This is a genomic window from Eubacterium callanderi, from assembly GCF_900142645.1.
GTDB lineage: Bacteria > Bacillota > Clostridia > Eubacteriales > Eubacteriaceae > Eubacterium > Eubacterium callanderi.
On the sequence record NZ_FRBP01000010.1, the window covers coordinates 140,192 to 158,509 of the forward strand.

Sequence of the window (18,318 nt, forward strand, 5' to 3'; positions counted from 1 at the left end):
TTCCTTTCTTTTTATTCCCTGCCTTAAAACCCATCGGTTTTTAAGGTATTCATATTGCGATGAATTTGTCTGTTCTTCTTTTGATTATACCAATATTTTGATAAATCACAAGACGCCGACCTTTTTAAATCAAAAAATTCAGCTTTTATATTGAAATAATACGCAATTCTTATTTGTTTTTTCAGGTTAATAATTTTTTCCTGCTTCAATTCATTTATTATCGTTATTTTTCTCCCAAGAAGGTCCCCCAATTTTTTCTGCCCTCATTATTTTAAACAACATCAGTATTAAAAATTATTTTTAAGGTTTGCGTGTTCTTTTTATTTCTGATATACTGAAAACGAATCCATCTTTTTTATTTAACGTATGTTAATAACCAACATTTAATGCTATTTATCACTATCTCAAACCTACAAAATATACGAGGAGAGCCATATGGAGTTAAATACCGATATTCTTTTTGAGGCTTTAAGTAAAATATATAAGGTTGAAGCCGCGGGCTGCACCTTGACAAACTTATCTCTAGATCTTCCTGAACATTATCTTGGGGGCGGGTCTGCCTTTAAAAAAGACCACGTTTATATCGCACGAACCGACCAGCTGCCGCCTTCTCCAGAGCTTGAAGGACCAGCTCTGCTCATTTGTTTGGGCGGAAGCCCGCCCAACTGGTATTTTAACAGTGAATTCTCTTTGCTCATCGTCAAGACAGCGCCGGATATCCTTACCTTGTTTAATAAAGTACAGGCTATTTACCGAAAGTACAATGAGTGGGCGGATGCTCTGGACAAGATTTTGGAAACGACCGCCGATATTCAGGAATTGATTGACGTGAGCCTGCCAGTTTTTAATAATTTTATGGCTGTCATTGATGGACAGATGAATTATCTGGCTTATACAAGGGAAATGTCATGCAAAACCTGCAAAAGCTTTCTGCCAGATTATAGCGGTAAAGTACCCATAATGATTTTCAAAAATCTGGCAAAAATACAAAAAGCGGAGACGTTACAGCCTGAATCAGATTTTATTCCCACGGGCTCCTCATTTTCAACGGCAAAGTTCTCGTTGGTATCTTCGCGATTTTCCCTTTACACCATTCACTGACTAAGGGCGAGCTTATTCTTGCTTCATACCTTTCAGGTAAAATCTGTTTAGCCCTGTCACGCCACTCAAAAATTCTGGGAAGCAATATCAACACATTTCAAAAACTTTTGAGTGATTTACTTTGTTTGCTCCCTGTAGACCGCAATGCCCTTGAGCATTGTCTTCGACAGCGCGGTGGAGATCTCACAGATACGTTTGTCTGTATCAAAATCAAAGCTTTTTATGAAGACACTGACATTTCCGTTGAATACATCTGCTCTGTTTTAGAAGCATCCTTTGAGTTCTGCGTAGCTTTTGAGCACGAATCAATCATTGCTGTTTTTATAAATTTGAGCCGTACCTCTTATAAAAACATAGCCTCTCTCAGAAGCTTTGGAAAAGATCACAACAAATCTTTTATTAAAAGCCGGCATCAGCTATCCCTTTAATGATTTATTTCAGGCTTATTTTTATTATCGTCAAGCCTGCTGTGCTTTTGAGATTGGGTATGCTCTCAACCCCGACAAAATGATTTTTAATTTTTCGGATTGCCTGCTCAGTTATATGACCACAAAATGCATCGGAGAATTTCCACTGGACGTGCTCTATCCTCCTGAGATACTGGAACTGATCGAACACGATAAGTCCTCCAGTGTCAAATACGTCGAGACTCTGAAAGTCTATCTCGACAGCAGTCTCAGCATCACGAACACTTCTAAGACACTGGGTATCCACCGCAGCACCCTGATTGCCCGAATTAAAAACATATCATCGGTCCTCGCCGGCAGTTTAGATGATCCGGATTATAGACTTTTGTTAAATATTTTGTTAAAGGCCTATCAAAAATAGCGCAGACACCTCTACCATCTAAAAGCTGCCGCTAGGACAACCCGGCGGCAGCTTTCAGATGCTTATACCCTTATTTTTTCTTATTTTCCCCGGACTCGTCTATTCTCCGGATCATAGAATACCCGCTCAGAAAGCACAGCATCTATGCCATCACCGACTACGGCAGCATCACCAATTTTTGCTTTGTCCACATCAACCAATGCAAATCCAATGTTTTTCTCAACAGTGTATCCATAGGTGAACATTGTAACCTTTCCTGCGACGATTCCACCAACTTTAACATCAGCTCCAGGTTTAACCTGAGCTGCATCATCTTCAACAGTAAACCCGATAAGCTTTCTTTTTGCTCCATTTGCTTTTACTTTTTCCAGGGCACTCTTCCCAACAAAATCTTTATTCCAGTCGACTGTCCATCCGAAATCAGCTTCCAGGGGATTCGTCCCGGCCAGATCACTCATCAATACAAATCCCTTTTCCCGGGGCAGGCTTGTTATAATAACATCCGTTGTAATTTTTTTAATATCAAATTGCTTGCCACTATCAGCAAGCTTTTCTTCAATGAAAGTCTTGTCTTCAGGAAAACAGTAAATTTCAAACCCCAGTTCTCCAGTATATCCGCTTCTTGCGATCTTTACTGGTATATCACCAACCATGTTATTTTCAATGGTAAAGTACTTCATGCTGTCAATATTGTCTTTTAGAAAATCATTCAACACAGCCCTGGAGTCTGGTCCCTGAACCGCATACATTGTGGTTTTTTCTGTAATATCGCGATATTCTACTTTGGCATTTTCTTTGTGGGCATCAAACCAGGCGATCAGTGCATCGATATATAAGGTCGATATCCAGAGCACTTCTTTCTCGACGCGAAATACAATAACATCGTCGATAATGATTCCGTCATCGTTGAGCATCGTGGTATATTTAGCCTCTCCTATTTCCATTTTTCCAATGGATGCAACCAACATTTTATTGAGGAAAGCTTGAGCGTCGGGCCCCTTTACCTCCAGTAATTGATGTGTAAAATCATAGTATCCTACGCTATTTCTGATGGCTTCGTGTTCTTTTCTTACATTTGTTTCATTTTTGCGCATTGGTTTTTCCTCCATATTCTTAACATTCACCTCGCGTTTCTTTTGGGTTTCTTTAAGGAATTTCCAGTTTTAGCCACCAGGCCATCACTCCCCAGATTCCGAATCGCCGCGATGTTTTGTTTGAATATATGATAGCGAATTTTGACAAGCTTTTCAATTCTGCGTTTTATAGGTTCTTTATGGGGAAATCCCCTATAAAATGTAGGCTAAAATATACTTCTTTTTTAATGAATTTCTTTTTTGTGTTTTTGAAACCAGAAAATCACACCTGCGCTTGACACACTCAGCAGTACCATTCCAATAATGCCCCCCCAAAAACTATCTGAATGAACTTTTCCCGACATTTTTTCATCTGTTTCCGGTAAATATCTTGTTCCTCGTACCAGCAGCCGATGCGTATTGACTCCATAAGGGGTACAGGTCATTAAGGTAATCTTGTCTTCGCCCGGCAAAATGGCAAGCTCTTTTTCCACTTCTTCAGGAAGAACTATTAAAATTTGATCAATTCTATAATCGTATACCTGTGCAAGAACCGTTACGCGAAAAACATCATCTTTTTTCAACTGATCAATATCCGTAAAAAGCTTCGCACTTGGCAATCCATTATGAGCAACCAGCACTGAATGCGTTCCCTGTCCACCGATCGGAAAGCTGCTTCCTTTTAAATGTCCCACAGCAGTCTGGAGGGTTTTTTCATCTGTACCATGCCGAATCGGGAGATGGAGCCCCAGCTTTTCGATGTCGATGTATCCAATAATACCAGAAGCTCCTAAGTCTAAAATATCATCACCCTCTGTCAGATCACGCTGAGCGGACACAAGAGGCGATGGCAGCTCCAGAAGCGCATTGTTATATTCCTGCGCTTTGGACGCCATCTCTGACAGCTTATTCGAGTCGGTTTCTGCCACCTGCTTTTTATAGCTGGCAATGGCGCTGCGCTGCTCATACTCAAACAGAAAATTGGAGAGGGCTGGATAAAGAAAAACAGCCAGCCCTCCCACCATCATAAACACTGCCACGATTGGTATTATCCAGCGTTTTATGGAATAACGCCGTCTCATTTTTAGACTTTCCTTTTTTTAATTCGGCTGACAACCAGCAGGACAACCGCACTTCCAATTAGAACACCTCCGATTAACAAGTACATTATTGTACCGCTGCCGCCGGTGTTTGGCAGTTTAGAACCTGAGATGTTTACGACTGTCATTTCAAGAATTCCTTTATCTGCCGGGGTTACGTCAATGGTATATCCGCCAGATACATTTTTAGCTTCTACCGTGACCAAAGCACCCACTGTGTCATACTGCGCTTCAAGATTAAAGGTTATTGGCGCCGTGAGGGGCTTATAACCTGTTGGATTCCCCGTTTCTGTTAAGGTATAATTTTCAAGACTTTTAAGACCATAAAAGGTAAAGCTTCCATTTGTACCGGAATTACCAGACCAGCTTGCATAGTAGGGTGCTTGACTGCTATTTCCGCTTAATGTAAAAACAGCACCATCCAGCGGATTTCCATCTTGATCAATCTTATTTACGTTCAGCCCAAAACTATAGACCTTTGGAAGCTCTGGTATTTCATAAATCTCGGTTAGACTTTCATCTCCTGGGTCATTTGAATAAACAAGCTTGGCATCATTATTGTTTCCACTTTCTCCGATTGCTGCGTTTTCATTTACAGTTGCTGTATAAGTAATTATGACCTCCTCACCGATTGTGTATATCGCTGCCCCTGTTCCATTAACCATTGGGACAGCCACAGTAAAGGTATGGGGCGCATCTGGCGTGGTAACAACGGTCGTAGCTGTCACGTCAATCCCACCCACACTTACTTTAAGATCGTTATTAAAGCTCAGTCCTTCAGAAAATGTATCGAAAATTTTATAGGTATAGTCCCCAAAGCCTGTCGTATTTGGTACCTTGCCCGTAATAGTATAATTTACGGTATCACCAATCTGCGCTGAAGTCCCCCTTTTCCCATTGACGGTTTTATCAATGGCAGGCAGGTCACTTTTTACATAGACTGTTTCATTATTCAGATGAAAGGAATGCAGTATCGGAAAGGAGGCCGCCATTCTGCTATTTGCACTTATGTCATCTGCATCTACAATCAAATAATAGCCCCAGTCAAGGCCGGAAAACTCAACATTTGTTGCACCAGCCATACCTGTTACAGTTACTGTTGGTTCTGCCACACCGATTTCGCTCTTCAAATTTTGGGCAAACTCTTTAATTTCCTGGCTGTTTGAAGGCATTGCGCCTTCCAGCCAATCAACCAAGGCTGCATTAATTTCCGCATCTGTTTTTCCTGCTGTTTCAATATTTGTTACGGCAATCAGCGCTGTTTTAAATTCTGGATTGACCTCATAAACAATATTCTCACCGTTGACACTTGTAATTGTAAACAGATTGTAAGCATTGATGGTTCGATTTTCAAAGGACTGCTTTGTATTTCCCATACTGTCAATTGTCAAATTCCCATTTCCAGCAGTAACCGGAGCCGCAAAGGCTGTCAGTCCAGCGGCTAAAAACAGGAGGACTGCCAAAAAGCTGGAAAAGCTTATTTTTTTTATTTTTTGCAACATAATTTTCTCCCTTTTTATTTATATAGAATTATTTTTAATTCATCCATTTTATTATTTTATTGTGTGTATGTTTTGCTTTAATCACATTCTTCCGCTCATTTTAATCACCTCAAATTACTTTTTTATTTTTTAATATCAGCAATACCATACCTATTCCAGCAATGCTCATCAAAATCCCTACCGCTGCAAAGACTGCATTCCCGGGGCCTCCCGCTTCAGGCAGCTCTGCGCTGACACCGTTATTTGCTTTTGAATAAGCTACCACAAACGGTCCAAAGCCTTCCATGCTTCCATTTGTTGTAAACTGAATTCCCCCTGTAAGCTTTGTAATCGCAAGTGGTCCGCTGCTTGTATAAACCGGAGCCTCTCCTGCGGCCCGGTTGGTTTCATAGAAATGGAAAACCATAAAATCATCGTTATGGTTCATCCCCTGTGGATACGGATAAAAAATTATTACATCTTTATTCGATTCGACAACAATATTTCCATCTTCATTATCAACCAGCTGTAAATACTTCATTTCATAAGTTTTATTTTCCATATCTGCCCTCTGGCTCAAAATGCTGGCAATCCCATTGGCTTCATCCGGTAAAACACCATCTGACATCAGTGTAACATTGGCTATTTGTGATGCGTTCAATAAAATGCCTGCTGTATTGTAAAGCTGGGCCTCCGCTTCCACAAACACTGCCGGAGTTGCTGATTCAAAATTTTCCGGCAGTGGTCCTGCTGTATAAGGTGTGTACTGTGTTGGCGTTTCACTTTGCGCTCGAACTTCCAGCCTGCCCTCCTGTGATAACCTAAAATCATACTGCTTTCCCTGTGTATCAAAAGCATTGACAGTATAATGATGTGCTGTTTCAAAATCCTGTGTCGTAAGCTTGATCTGATAAATTCCCGGTGCTTCGTCAAGTGCCCGCGGGTCATTGTGCACAATCCCAGTCTGCTCATTAACATATTGAGATCTGAATGGGTAAGGATAGATAAAAAATGTGTGGCTGCCTTCCTCAAAGGGCTGACCGTCAATAGTATAGTTTAGTGCATTGAGCTCTTCCGATATCAGCGCCTTTCCTGGCTGCCCGTTATCATCCCAGAAGAAAGCGAAATAAGGACGTGGAAATGGGTCGCCCGAAGTGGAGTTTCCTTCTTGATAGGCAATCATATCCAAAGCTTTAACATGGATGAGATTCATGTTACTTGAATCCCCCCTAACGATGGGGACTTCGAAATCTACAGTATTGGATTCCGTAATCTCTCCTGTTATCTTTTGATATGTCAGCGTTGTTTTTCCATTGGTTGGATAGTCGGTTCCGTTTTCAAATCCTTCATCATCAGATTTCAGAAAAACATTATAGGAAAGCTTATAGCGGAACCTTCCAGCTTCCTCCGGGGTACCATTAACCGCAAGAAGATTCCATTTCAATATACCTGTATCCGCATCAAAGAATGCTTCCGATGATGTTTGCTCATCGGCAAAACCCGCAAACTCAATATAATCGGCCATAGGATCTTCAACAAACCATGGGGCAATTGATTCCTGAATCTGTTTTTCGATTTCTGTAAAAATTTCAGCAAAAGCACCAGCATTTCCCGGTGAAATTTCTGTATATTGTCCAGAAGACGCACTGTTTTTCATAACAAATACTCCTGCTCCGTACTCTAAATCATTTAGCGCAGGATTATGATAGAATACGCTGTAAATATCAATTCCCTGATCCTTGGCAAGCAGTGCTTCTGACACTGCGGCCACCGTATGGGCATTGACATTTCCATTAGTTGTGTAAACACCATCATTATAGACAGCGCTGCCCTGTGCCCCATAGTCAAAACCGTCAAACTTAAAAGTCATATCGTATATTTTGTCCCCAAAGGTGCAGGGACTTATATTTGCACCACCAAGCTCACCGGCGGATGTTGGGCGGGCTGAGCGGTTAGTCGCACCATCGCTGAATACCAGAATAAACTGCGGATTGCCAGATGTGTCTGCTGCCAGAATATCTCTGGCTGTTTTTATGCCCATCTGTACATCCGTTTCACCGCTTGGTGTCTGAAGCCCATCAACTACCTGCCCGAATATATCGGAATTTTCCGTCATTGAGTATCCCTGGACATATTTAATCTCATCATAAGCATCATAGATTGGAACTCCAGAACCACTGGAATAGGTAACAAGCCCAAGTTTGTTTCCTGAATTACCATTTTTTAAAAATTCATTTGCAAATTCTTTTAAAGCGTCCCGGGCATAATCCGCCGGTGTGGGCGAACTCCCCCACCCCATGCTTCCCGAGTTATCAAGAACCAGCACAATTGATCCGCTTTTTCCGCCAATGGTTTTTATATCTTGACCGGTAACTGCTTCCAACGTAATTCTGAAAGTATCTTTATCACTCTGCTCAATGGATTTCCTATAAGAAAGTAATGTGCTGTCCGAAGTCTGGAATTCCGGATTGTAAATCACCTGATTCGAGTAAGCTCCTGCCGCATCGGCATTGCTGGCCGCACTTAATAAAAACACAAAACAAAACAATATTATTGTTAGCATTGCGATGCTTCTATTTATCCAAAATTTTAATTCTGAAAAAATATCTTTTGGTTTTTTTCTATTATAAAACCGCATACGTAGCACTGTAATCAACCTCCATTTCTTTAGACTGTTTTTTTAACTCTTCTTTAAAAAGCGCTTCTTTCATTGGCTTTGCATAATAAAATCCTTGAACCATATCGCAGTCAAAATGCCGCAATAGGTTTACCTGCTCTTCAGTCTCAATCCCTTCAGCCACGACCCTTAAATCAAGCTCATGTGCCATCAACAGAATATGCTTAATAATTGTCTCAAACTTCTGCTGGTTTTCAATCCTATCAAAAAAGGATTTATCTAGCTTCACTGTATCAATGGGCATATTCTTAAGGAAGCCAAGAGACGAATAGCCACTTCCAAAATCATCTAAAGCCACAGAAAACCCCAATCTCCGAAGCGCTGCGAATGAACGCTGTATCTGCACGATATTTTCCATTGCTATACTTTCGGTCACTTCAATTTCCAAAAGACTTCGCGGTACTTTCCAAGAGTCAGCAATTTTTCCTAATTCTTCCGCAAAGCCTTCGTTTGCCAAATGTCGTCTTGAAAAATTAATTGATACGGCAACCTCTTTAATTCCCGCACTACGCCATGAATGAATAATCTCACATACTTTTTCAAACATATATAAGTCCAAATTGATAATAAACCCATTTTTCTCAAAGAAAGGGATAAAGTTATTGGGGTAAAGAAAAATTTCCCCCTCTGTAATCCAGCGCACAAGAGCCTCAGCACCAACAATAGTTTCACCTTTAAGCTCATATTTAGGCTGTAAAAAAGCTTCAAAAGCTTTTTCTTCAAGAGCGGCATTCATTGAAACGTCTGTCATATATTTAATGAATACCTCCTCGTCCTGTCTGCATATGTTAGTCTCTCTCACTTCATTCGTAACATTACTTGTCTTTTCTTTCTCTGGCATATTTTTTCTTGATTGCCTAAAATTTAATCCTTTTTTATGTTTATTTATTTTTACTGAGAGTATATAGAAAACAAAGAACGTAAGTATAAATGTTATGGTGCTTGATATAATGATTTCTTCCATATCATAAATGTCTCCTTCCCTGATCTATTTAAGATCCTTTCTTAAAAAAGAAACAGCCTTATCAAGATCATCTGATGTTATTTTACAAAAACAAACTCGTTTTGAATATAGAAATATAGCACTTGGCAATAAATTGGCAATATTTTGTTTGGTGCCATTTTTATCTGAAAAATGGCATTAACACCATAATTGACATTGAACATTGCCAATTATGGTGTTACAATATGCAAAAGCTACCAAAAACCCGAACGCTAAAAAAGAAAAGAGGATCTGATAATGGCAAAAAATAGAACACGATTTGGCAAGGTTATGGCTTTACTTGATATTACCCTTAATGAAATTTCAGAATACCTGCATATTGATAAAACAACGGTCAGTAAATGGCGCACAGGCAGTCGTAAACTTACACCGCGTTCCCCTTATTTTGATCCCATTCTGTCTCTGATCATTGAACGGAATAATGCTCTGCCGCAAAGGCCACTCGTAGGTTTTTTATACGACTTATATCCCGATGAACTTTTTGATAACCCTAAGCAAATCTATGATTTTTTAAAGCTTTACCTCAGCACACCACTAGATGTCAAACAGGATTCTGAAGCTGCTCCACAGGAAAGGAACCTTTCACATCAAGTGCTTACAGGCGTCGAAGGAAGACAAAAGGCCCTCGATCTGGTCTTAAGTCAAGCTGAAAAAATGGTTGTTCCGGGCACTATTAAAATACTGGAGCTGGAGCAAATATCCTGGCTCTGTCGTGACCCCGTTTATTTAAAAAGTGTTGTCACACGTTTGAAACAGTTGGCTGAAAAAAACTTCCGCATTGATTTCGCTTTTTCTTCTGCCCAGCTCCGCCCAAACTATATCGGTTTTATTTCAGCTGTAGGGGGGCTCCGCTTTCACAAAAACATACATAAATACATCATTGACAATGACCGCATTCAGGGTCTCTTACCATGCATCTATTTGGTAAGTGACGGATGTGTATCTATCGGCCTGGATAGCGATGAACCTTCTATCCCTATACATACCAACTTCTTTTCAGATCCTCTTAACCTGCATAAGTATTCAAAACTTTTTGATAAAGTCGTTCAATTATATGGAAACAGGGTACTTGTAACTAGCTCCGCAAAAGACGTTGATCACATTTTAGAAAACATAAATTTTTTCAGCACAAAAAAAGAAGACTTTCTTTTTTATGGCAGCTATCCCAGCGTTACGACAATGAGTGCAGCGTTACTCTCTGAAATTCTAGATAATAATAATATACATGGCAATGTTCGAAATCGATGCATACATTACTATACTAGCCTCCGTCATATCATGACTTCAACACCAACAAATTATCTTGGCGTTTATAACTTGATTTTGGGTTCGCTTGAAAAAGCCCTTTCTTTTGAATACCATATCGAATATGAGCTTTCAGCTATTACGAACCGGCAGATTCAAAAAACTCCTGACCAATATAGAAAACATTTAAGCGAAACCGTTGAATTTTTAGAAGATCACCCCAATGTCAGGGCAATGCTCCTTTCAAATGGTTATCAAAAGGGGACTCCCTGCGTCTGGGTAAAGCGAAACTTATGGAGTCTCATCTTTAACACCACTAATCTTCCCAGTGAATACCAAATTATCTTTTGGGACGATGTCAACCTTGTTAACATGGCTATGGATGCAAGTAAATTCTTTGTAACAAACAACTACTCTATTGAACATCGTCAAAAAGAATATAATCTTCAGATTCTACAGGCGCTAAGTGAAGGAAAAATTATTTAAAGCAGTAAGTTTGATTAATTGAAAATAAAAGCGTTATAGTTTACTTCTGTAATCTCAGTGACAGTTGATAGTTGATGGACTTCTTTGCATTAATAAAGCTCTTCATTTGGGGTACAAAAAAGCAGGCCAACCAAGCAAATTTGCTTGATTGGCCTGCTTTTTTTCATTTATTGGTTAGATGTCTATTATTTTATTTAAAAGGCTCACATCATTTTCTTTTTTAGGCTAACGTTTTATTCTGCACATAAAAAACTGGGTTTCAGAATCTCTGAAACCCAGTATTTATACCGTCTGGCGGAGAAGGAGGGATTTGAACCCTCGCACCGTGTTAACGGCCTATACCCTTAGCAGGGGCACCTCTTATAGCCACTTGAGTACACTCAGAGTCCAACAACTTTGGAGAGTCCTGAACCCCGCATAAATACTAGGTTTTTGAAGTTTTTCTTTTTTTAAATTTTAGCTTACTGACTATTTTTTAGTTTATACTGACTATTTTTATAAACCTTGAATCATTTCGACCGCAGCCTTACATGCCTGTTTCTTATCTTCTTCATTAACATCCGTATATACCTTTAAAAACATATTTGGATTGGAATGTCCCAGAACTTTTGCACCAACAGTAGGCGATACCTTTCCACGTGCCATTGCCGTTGCAAAATTATGCCGAAAGCGGTGGGGATGAATCCCCTCAATTCCGCAACGCTCCGCAAAGTTTCTAAGTTTTAATGCTAGCACATTTGGTTGTACAGCGGTTCCCCGTTGGCTAATAAAAATAAAATCTTTATTTCCTTTCTGCCTGATTTTTTCCATAAGTTTTTTATCTTCACGATAACTTTCATGCAGTTTGATAAAATTGTCGATAATCTCATCCGGTACATAAACGAATCGGTTTCCCGATACTGTCTTAGGCGGAACGGTAATGACACCACGTTTTGTAATGTTAAAGTCCTCGTCAATTTCGATATTATAGGTCAATGTCTTTGTAACCGCTATTTTTTTATTCTCTTTATCTATATCCTGTATCTTAAGGCCTGCCAATTCTCCAATACGCAACCCCGTTGCAAGCAAAGCCGTAACCATGACATAAACAAAGAAATTTTCTTTTCGGCTGCATTCTATAAGTTTATGGTAATCCTCAACACTTACCTCTCTTACCACTCTCGATTTCTTTTTACACAACGGCAATTCAAGTTTTTCTTTTTTCAAGATATTGCTTTCGATCAATTTTTTCTTAACTGCATAATCCAATGTCTGTTCAATAAAATTTAGTTTTCTTAAAAAAGTAGTCTTTACTATCGGCTTTTTTCCAAGCAGTAAGTCTTTTGCAAACTTTTCAAAGATTTCAATATTATCAACCGTCTCCTGTAATGTAACGTTCTTAAGATATTTTTGGATTGTTTTATAATTATCAACATAGGTTCCTAACGTCCGGTCCGTCACATAACCACGCTTTTTTTGATTGACAAATTCCTTGTAAAATTCAGATAAGAGAATCCCATTTTTATTTATTTTTTCTTTTTCAATCTGGGATTCTATTTCAAGAAGTTCTTTGTGAAGCGTCTCTTCCAATTTGGAATAATGGTCCATTACTGCTGTTTCAAGGTTCTTAAAAGCGATTTCTTTTGTTTTTCCAGTACGCACCTTTCGGATTCGTTTTCCATTTGAATCAATCCCTAAATCAATGGAAGCTTCCCATATTTTACGCTCCTCACGATATCTTAATCCACCGCTCCCTTTTTCTCTTCTTTGGTTATCAATGCTTTCCATACTCACGATCTTTTTTGATCTCAATATTTCAATCGCACTAAGTATTGCATTTCTTCTAGCTTCCAGTACATCTGACATTGTCATTTTTTAAATATACGGTACACCAACAGTGTATAATATATTTTCATGCAATGCAATTATGTATTAGCCAGTGTATATACAACTAACCTTAGCGGCGTTATTCCTTTACGTTTCGACGTGATAAAAATCGAAGGAAAAGTAGGGTCGTGGTAGAGTTTTTCCTGAATCGTTTTGTCGCTAACCTGAAAGAAATCTTTTAATTCTTTGGAGCCAAGTATTTCTTTATCATAATTTTTCTGAAGTCGGCTTGATTCATTTGTGATTGTCACATTTAACGCTTTAAGTAAGTTAGAATAATATTCTTCTTGCTCTTTTTTAACAGCATTTTTTAAAGTCACGTTATTTAATTCAATTGTCGCGCTCTTTTTTCTTATAATAAGCTCGTGACAGATATTTTTTCTGCTTAATATTTCATTCTGTATCTTTAAAATACTGTTGTCCATTTATAGGCACCTCTCATTATTAAAAAGATGTTTTAAACAATTTATTTCTATGTCGGTTTGCCATACACCACCGACAAGGCATTATTAAGGCATCGGTTTTGGTTAGAAACCGACGAAGGTAAAGCGAACCCATCTTCCCTCTCTCCATATTGCATAGAGAGCAGCACATAACCGTCGCATTGCCCTTTCTCCAGTATCCTTGCAAAAAATACTACCATGAATTTTTTATAGCCGTAGTTGACCGCAAATGCGCCTGCGCTAACGTCGCTCACTGCCGGATCAAGGGGTCTACCTTAATAATCTTAATTCAGTTTTCAAAGACCTAAAAGGATTTGAAACAATTGTTTTCAAATGGATATTGTGATCATTTTAAAATCAATTTTCTGATCTTAATATTTATCCTCTTATATCTATATAGGAAAAAATCTGAAAAGCGTCGAAGCTTTTTTGATTTCTTAAGAAACGAGCCTAAACCAAAAAGGTTTAGGCTCGTGAATTACTTACTTTTCAATAATGCTCTTTAACTTTTTGAGAATCTTTATTTTTCGACTGGTAATCGTTGATCTGGGTATGCCTGTTTCCCGGGCAAGTGCTGTATCTGTTTTCTGCTCAAAAAACAACGCGTTAATGATGAACATTTCCTGCTCGTTAAGCTGATTTAACGCATTTTCTAGCGATTCCAATAACATTCCTGTCTCAACAATTTTAAAAACATCTACATTTGCCTTAATGAGCATACTCTTGTCGTTTTTTAATTCATTAAGTGAAATAGGATTATAATAATCATCTAAGTTTTTTAAGTATCTTTGCCTTTCTAAATCTCGATATAAAGATTTATACTGTTCTGGTGTTACTTCTAAAAGCATCCCTTGTAATGGAAAGAATTTTTTGCTTGCATACTCCTCTGGGTAAGCTTCACAATACTTACAAAGCTCATCGTAAGTGATTTCGTCATACTGGCCGACCTCATTCTTAACAAAACATTTTGCAGTTGCTTTCATGGTTTTATCCTCCGTTCAATTTGATTTTTAAAGTTCAAATTAAACGGAGGCGGACCGCGAGGGTAACGCAAAAAAAAGGCACGATATTTCTCAGTGAAATAAGCGTGCCCTACACAATGTAAAAATTTTAGTTTTAGAAAATACTTAGAAGCGTTTTATTATTACATATACAACAAACAGTTAAAATATAAAAATAATATAGAATATTTCATTTTGTTGTTTAGGTATACCTATTTCTACTCCCTCTTTTCTTTAAGCATTTCTTAAGATACTATTATTCTACCATTTTTAGGTGGGATAAGCAATATTTTTAAGCATAATATAATGAATAAAGATATTTATTATATTAATTATTAAAATATTTATTGATTTACTTTTTGATTTACTTTTTTCTAAAATAAGATATCGAATTTAAGCGCAATCATAACAAAAAAATACATCTAAAATATATCCTCAGGTAGCCAATCCTCTCGGATTCGTGTTCGGATAACATCATAGACAATCTCTTTTTCGTATTGATCAAAAGTTTTTCCGATAACACCCATATTAATCGCAAGCATCGGTTTTAAACCACGTCGTATTGTTCTCAAACTTCCCATGATTCCCCTTAAATCCACCGATTTAGTTGAAATTTCTGAGTTCATTGCCTTTTCCTGCAAATCGAGGAATATTCCAGCAAATTGTCGCAACATATCCTCTTTTGCATCAGAAAATTCTTGTTTTAAAATAACCATTAGCGTTTCTTCATCAATCTGAGGAATATCTATAGTCATAAAACGGGATACTAATGCTTCGTTCAATTCTTTTGTTCCTGCGTATTCGTAATTCATCGTACCAATAAAGCGTGTCGCGGGATCAAGACTAATTTTTTCATATCCTGGCACATCAATAATTTTTCGATAGTCAAGTGCAGAATGGAGCACAACAAGCGCATCGTTTTTTGCCATATTAATCTCATCGAAAACACCGAATCCGCCATTCGCTGCACATTCATAAACAGATCCGCGGCGCAGACGCACTTCATTGTCAATGAATGTATCCGTTCCAATAAGGCTTGTACTGTCAGTATTAACATGAAATGATGTGTTCCATTGAGGTCTTCCAAAAACCTCACAAAGATTATCGGCCAAAACATTCTTACCTGTTGCCTTTGGCCCACTCAAAAGAATATTTTCACCCTCTAATATAGCGGTAATACACATTGACCATATATCCTTTCCGTAAAAAATCGTTTCACATTTTGGTATACGATCTTTAAGATTTTCAGCAACAAGATACTCTTTTCTAAAGCATTCAACATCCTTGATTAATTTTTCATTAACGCCTTGTTCTTCTAATTTTTCAAAAATAGTCATTTTCTTTTATCCTTTTTCTAGTAATCTTAATTTGTAATAACTCTTTTTAAATAGGTCGTGACAATATCCGCAAAATGGTTAATATTTCGGCTAAAAACAAAATCTTTGCCATATATATGTTTTTCTGCTTCCAGATCACGCTCATCGCCTGTAAAAACGCCTAACACTGAAATTCCTCGCTGCCTGGCAACACGGACTTCTTTTGCCGTATCTGCAACGCCCAATCCTCCATTATATGCTAATATTCCCCTAAATGGATTTGTTCTATCCGTTGATTCCATATGAACATCATTGGGCTTTCCATCGCTTAAAATAATTAATATTTTATTTTCTTCACTACGTCGGTATAATCCGTCACAAATACTTCGAATTGCCAAACCATCCCGATTGCTACCCTCGCAGTAATACTCAAATATATTTTCTGTCGTTTTTATTGAATCGGAATAATCTCGGAAACGCTTCATGACTGTAAAATTCATAAAACAATTAAAACCAGTCACCCTGCAAGGTATTCCAGATTCTAGTAATGCCATTGCAATGATATAGGCTTGAATCGCCACTAACGGCTCACGCCCTTTTTGAGACATACTGCTATCTAAAAGGAGGTCAACAACAAACCCGCCTTTATCATTACTTTCAAAATGCTCAAATAGACGACTTGTCGGAGTTTTTCCAACTCTCCATACTGTTCTTGCATTAATACTTCCCCAATCGCTCAGAACAGGATACTTAGAACGCTCCATCGTTAAAGTACGTAATAACGCGTCACGGAGTCTTTTTATCGTCCGCGTATAAATACGCAAATTTTCCTGATAAACATTGATATTGCGGTGTTGGTCTCTTAATGCATATTTTTTCTTGAAATCACTATCACATTTACTTCTTAAAACACCATCCGTAAAATGCAAACAACAATCACGATGTGCCCCCTTGCATAAAGTATTTTGAAGTTTTTTAGTCTGATAAATTTCTAAATAGGGACTTCCGCAAAAATGCGCGACCTGTTTCTGCATATTATCAACATCATTTTGATTAACAAGGACTACCTCCGTTTTTCCAATCTCCCATTCTTCTTCCTCACGATTATCTTCTTCCCGCTCCACTTCTCTCAGCTCTTTTATTTGAAGCAGATCATCAACAGACTTATTAATGAATTCTTCGGTGTTAATAACTTCTTTTTTGCTGTTTTCATCCAGTAAATACTGGATAGGTTCTACCTCTTTGACATTCTGCCATTCAATATAAAGGTTATCCACCCCATTAATAAATTCTTCAGTGGTATCCGATCGTGAGATTTCTAAAATTTTTTGGCTCATTGCCAGAACGTTTTTTTCTGCTTTGCTGCTAATTTCGGCTAATGCTTCAAAAATCGCAAATTCTACCAAATCTAAAAACTGTTGTGATTTTGGATTTTTAAGCAGTGTAACGATTTCGGAACACGCTTCTTTTTGAATGTCTGCTACACCCGGACGCTCTTTGGATATCTGTCTGATTACCATTGGATTCACCGCTAAAAAGATTAAAGTTTGAAGTTTTTCAAGATTGAAATTCTGTCTGATTCGACCTTTTACATAACCGTTTACTTTCAGCCAATCAATAAATTTCCGACGACCGCCTGCCATAATCCCATAATAGAGTGCAATATTTTTTGATAAACTTGCTTTTTCTTTTGGCCCCATTTGTGCTGTGTAATCGCCGCAAATCGTCCACATCAGATTTGAAACCCTGTTATCAAATTCACAGTCATCATATTCCCAATGTATATTTTCGTTCATATTGAACCTCTTTTTCCATACAACAACTACTTTAAAATTTTTTTAACAATTCAACAATATCCTCAATTTCAAGGTTGCTGCCATTTTTTATTACACAATCATTAATCACTAATACCGCCTGACTTGTTACTTTACATCCAGCAATGTTTTCAGAATCTTTAATTCTCTCGCATTGTCCTTCTTTCTTCAAAATTGCCAAAGCATCCTGGGCTTTTTGAAGCAATCGGGTGCACTCCGGTTCTTCTGCACCTAATACTTTTATATAAAAAAATTGTTCACCCATTTCTTTCATTGCTTTTTCCATAGAATCTTCATTTCCAAACATATTGTCCAAAATCGACATTTTATTTCCTCCTGAAATCATAAAATTAACGTTGAATACTTGATTTTATATTAGTGATATAATAATATAATAATAAACTTATTTAAAAGGAGCACTAAATGAAAAAAGTAGCCTTTATATGTGTACATAATTCTTGTCGTTCTCAAATTGCAGAAGCCCTCGGAAAGCATCTTGCCAGTGATGTTTTTGAAAGTTATAGTGCTGGTACCGAACCAAAATCAAATATTAATCCCGATGCTGTCCGCATAATGAAAACCTATTATCATATTGATATGGAACAAACCCAAAGACCAAAACTCCTCGAATCCTTACCCCCAATTGATATTGTCGTTACAATGGGCTGTAATGTTACTTGTCCACACATTCCCTGCTCAATTCATATGGATTGGGGACTGGATGATCCAACTGGTAAAGATGACACGGTCTTTCTCAAAACAATAAAAGAGATCGAAACTAAGATACTCTTACTAAAGTCAAAACTTAAGTGACAATTCATTTATAATTATATAATTATTTTAGCATATTCTCAAATGCTTTTCTATAGCGAATACGGGTAATA

15 protein-coding genes are annotated in these 18,318 nt (G+C 38.0%); 4 read left to right on the top strand and 11 right to left on the bottom strand.

Annotation, left to right across the window (positions count from 1 at the left end; all coding sequences use genetic code 11):
• Nucleotides 1–435 precede the first annotated feature (435 nt).
• Nucleotides 436–1,101, top strand: a complete 666-nt coding sequence (locus BUC22_RS14645) for a hypothetical protein (RefSeq protein ID WP_013378613.1) — start codon at nt 436–438, stop codon at nt 1,099–1,101.
• A 372-nt stretch (nt 1,102–1,473) separates the two neighbouring features.
• A complete protein-coding gene (locus tag BUC22_RS22220; RefSeq protein ID WP_013378611.1) occupies nt 1,474–1,929 on the top strand; it encodes a helix-turn-helix domain-containing protein in 456 nt (151 codons plus the stop codon).
• Between the two features lie 80 nt (nt 1,930–2,009).
• Here the strand turns inward: BUC22_RS22220 and BUC22_RS14655 are convergent, their stop codons facing one another.
• The 5 genes from BUC22_RS14655 to BUC22_RS14675 form a co-directional block, all read right to left on the bottom strand.
• Nucleotides 2,010–3,023 (bottom strand): aminomethyl transferase family protein, encoded by a 1,014-nt coding sequence (locus BUC22_RS14655; protein WP_123876021.1) that lies wholly within the window; start codon nt 3,021–3,023, stop codon nt 2,010–2,012.
• A gap of 224 nt (nt 3,024–3,247) precedes the next feature.
• Nucleotides 3,248–4,084, bottom strand: coding sequence for a class C sortase (locus BUC22_RS14660; RefSeq protein ID WP_013378609.1), 837 nt, complete (start codon nt 4,082–4,084; stop codon nt 3,248–3,250).
• A gap of 2 nt (nt 4,085–4,086) precedes the next feature.
• On the bottom strand, nt 4,087–5,604 hold the full coding sequence (locus BUC22_RS14665) for a SpaH/EbpB family LPXTG-anchored major pilin (RefSeq protein ID WP_013378608.1): 1,518 nt from the start codon (nt 5,602–5,604) through the stop codon (nt 4,087–4,089).
• Nucleotides 5,605–5,713: 109 nt separating this feature from the next.
• The gene (locus BUC22_RS14670) at nt 5,714–8,221 is read right to left on the bottom strand and encodes a VWA domain-containing protein (RefSeq protein ID WP_041689797.1); all 2,508 of its coding nucleotides are present in this window, start codon (nt 8,219–8,221) and stop codon (nt 5,714–5,716) included.
• The gene (locus BUC22_RS14675) at nt 8,208–9,224 is read right to left on the bottom strand and encodes an EAL domain-containing protein (protein ID WP_013378606.1); all 1,017 of its coding nucleotides are present in this window, start codon (nt 9,222–9,224) and stop codon (nt 8,208–8,210) included. The genes BUC22_RS14670 and BUC22_RS14675 overlap by 14 nt, the downstream gene beginning before the upstream one ends.
• Before the next feature lie 276 nt (nt 9,225–9,500).
• Between BUC22_RS14675 and BUC22_RS14680 the strand changes: the two genes are divergently transcribed.
• The gene (locus tag BUC22_RS14680) at nt 9,501–10,994 is read left to right on the top strand and encodes a hypothetical protein (RefSeq protein ID WP_013378604.1); all 1,494 of its coding nucleotides are present in this window, start codon (nt 9,501–9,503) and stop codon (nt 10,992–10,994) included.
• Nucleotides 10,995–11,489: 495 nt separating this feature from the next.
• Here BUC22_RS14680 and BUC22_RS14690 read toward each other — a convergent pair whose 3' ends face one another.
• The 6 genes from BUC22_RS14690 to BUC22_RS14715 form a co-directional block, all read right to left on the bottom strand.
• The gene (locus tag BUC22_RS14690) at nt 11,490–12,761 is read right to left on the bottom strand and encodes a tyrosine-type recombinase/integrase (RefSeq protein ID WP_038351944.1); all 1,272 of its coding nucleotides are present in this window, start codon (nt 12,759–12,761) and stop codon (nt 11,490–11,492) included.
• A 137-nt stretch (nt 12,762–12,898) separates the two neighbouring features.
• Complete coding sequence (locus BUC22_RS14695) at nt 12,899–13,285, bottom strand: hypothetical protein (protein ID WP_013378602.1); 387 nt, start codon at nt 13,283–13,285, stop codon at nt 12,899–12,901.
• Between the two features lie 500 nt (nt 13,286–13,785).
• Complete coding sequence (locus BUC22_RS14700) at nt 13,786–14,286, bottom strand: sigma factor-like helix-turn-helix DNA-binding protein (protein ID WP_013378601.1); 501 nt, start codon at nt 14,284–14,286, stop codon at nt 13,786–13,788.
• 440 nt (nt 14,287–14,726) lie between these two features.
• Entirely contained in the window at nt 14,727–15,641 is a 915-nt protein-coding gene (locus BUC22_RS14705) for an AAA family ATPase (RefSeq protein WP_013378599.1), read from the bottom strand.
• A 26-nt stretch (nt 15,642–15,667) separates the two neighbouring features.
• Nucleotides 15,668–17,416 carry a vWA domain-containing protein gene (locus BUC22_RS14710; RefSeq protein ID WP_013378598.1) on the bottom strand — a complete coding sequence of 583 codons (1,749 nt, stop codon included), beginning with the start codon at nt 17,414–17,416 and terminating at the stop codon, nt 15,668–15,670.
• A 31-nt stretch (nt 17,417–17,447) separates the two neighbouring features.
• A complete protein-coding gene (locus BUC22_RS14715) occupies nt 17,448–17,759 on the bottom strand; it encodes a thioredoxin family protein (RefSeq protein ID WP_013378597.1) in 312 nt (103 codons plus the stop codon).
• 98 nt (nt 17,760–17,857) lie between these two features.
• On the opposite strand from BUC22_RS14715, the gene BUC22_RS14720 reads away from it, so the two are divergent.
• Nucleotides 17,858–18,247: an arsenate reductase ArsC gene (locus BUC22_RS14720; protein WP_013378596.1), complete on the top strand. Its 390-nt coding sequence runs from the start codon at nt 17,858–17,860 to the stop codon at nt 18,245–18,247.
• The last annotated feature ends 71 nt before the right edge of the window (nt 18,248–18,318 follow it).

Coding starts and splice junctions, on each gene's coding strand:
- BUC22_RS14645 (WP_013378613.1), top strand. CDS start 436: ATGGAGTTAAATACCGATATTCTTTTTGAGGCTTTAAGTAAAATATAT.
- BUC22_RS14655 (WP_123876021.1), bottom strand. CDS start 3,023: ATGCGCAAAAATGAAACAAATGTAAGAAAAGAACACGAAGCCATCAGA.
- BUC22_RS14660 (WP_013378609.1), bottom strand. CDS start 4,084: ATGAGACGGCGTTATTCCATAAAACGCTGGATAATACCAATCGTGGCA.
- BUC22_RS14665 (WP_013378608.1), bottom strand. CDS start 5,604: ATGTTGCAAAAAATAAAAAAAATAAGCTTTTCCAGCTTTTTGGCAGTC.
- BUC22_RS14670 (WP_041689797.1), bottom strand. CDS start 8,221: ATGCGGTTTTATAATAGAAAAAAACCAAAAGATATTTTTTCAGAATTA.
- BUC22_RS14675 (WP_013378606.1), bottom strand. CDS start 9,224: ATGGAAGAAATCATTATATCAAGCACCATAACATTTATACTTACGTTC.
- BUC22_RS14680 (WP_013378604.1), top strand. CDS start 9,501: ATGGCAAAAAATAGAACACGATTTGGCAAGGTTATGGCTTTACTTGAT.
- BUC22_RS14690 (WP_038351944.1), bottom strand. CDS start 12,761: ATGGAAAGCATTGATAACCAAAGAAGAGAAAAAGGGAGCGGTGGATTA.
- BUC22_RS14695 (WP_013378602.1), bottom strand. CDS start 13,285: ATGGACAACAGTATTTTAAAGATACAGAATGAAATATTAAGCAGAAAA.
- BUC22_RS14700 (WP_013378601.1), bottom strand. CDS start 14,286: ATGAAAGCAACTGCAAAATGTTTTGTTAAGAATGAGGTCGGCCAGTAT.
- BUC22_RS14705 (WP_013378599.1), bottom strand. CDS start 15,641: ATGACTATTTTTGAAAAATTAGAAGAACAAGGCGTTAATGAAAAATTA.
- BUC22_RS14710 (WP_013378598.1), bottom strand. CDS start 17,416: ATGAACGAAAATATACATTGGGAATATGATGACTGTGAATTTGATAAC.
- BUC22_RS14715 (WP_013378597.1), bottom strand. CDS start 17,759: ATGTCGATTTTGGACAATATGTTTGGAAATGAAGATTCTATGGAAAAA.
- BUC22_RS14720 (WP_013378596.1), top strand. CDS start 17,858: ATGAAAAAAGTAGCCTTTATATGTGTACATAATTCTTGTCGTTCTCAA.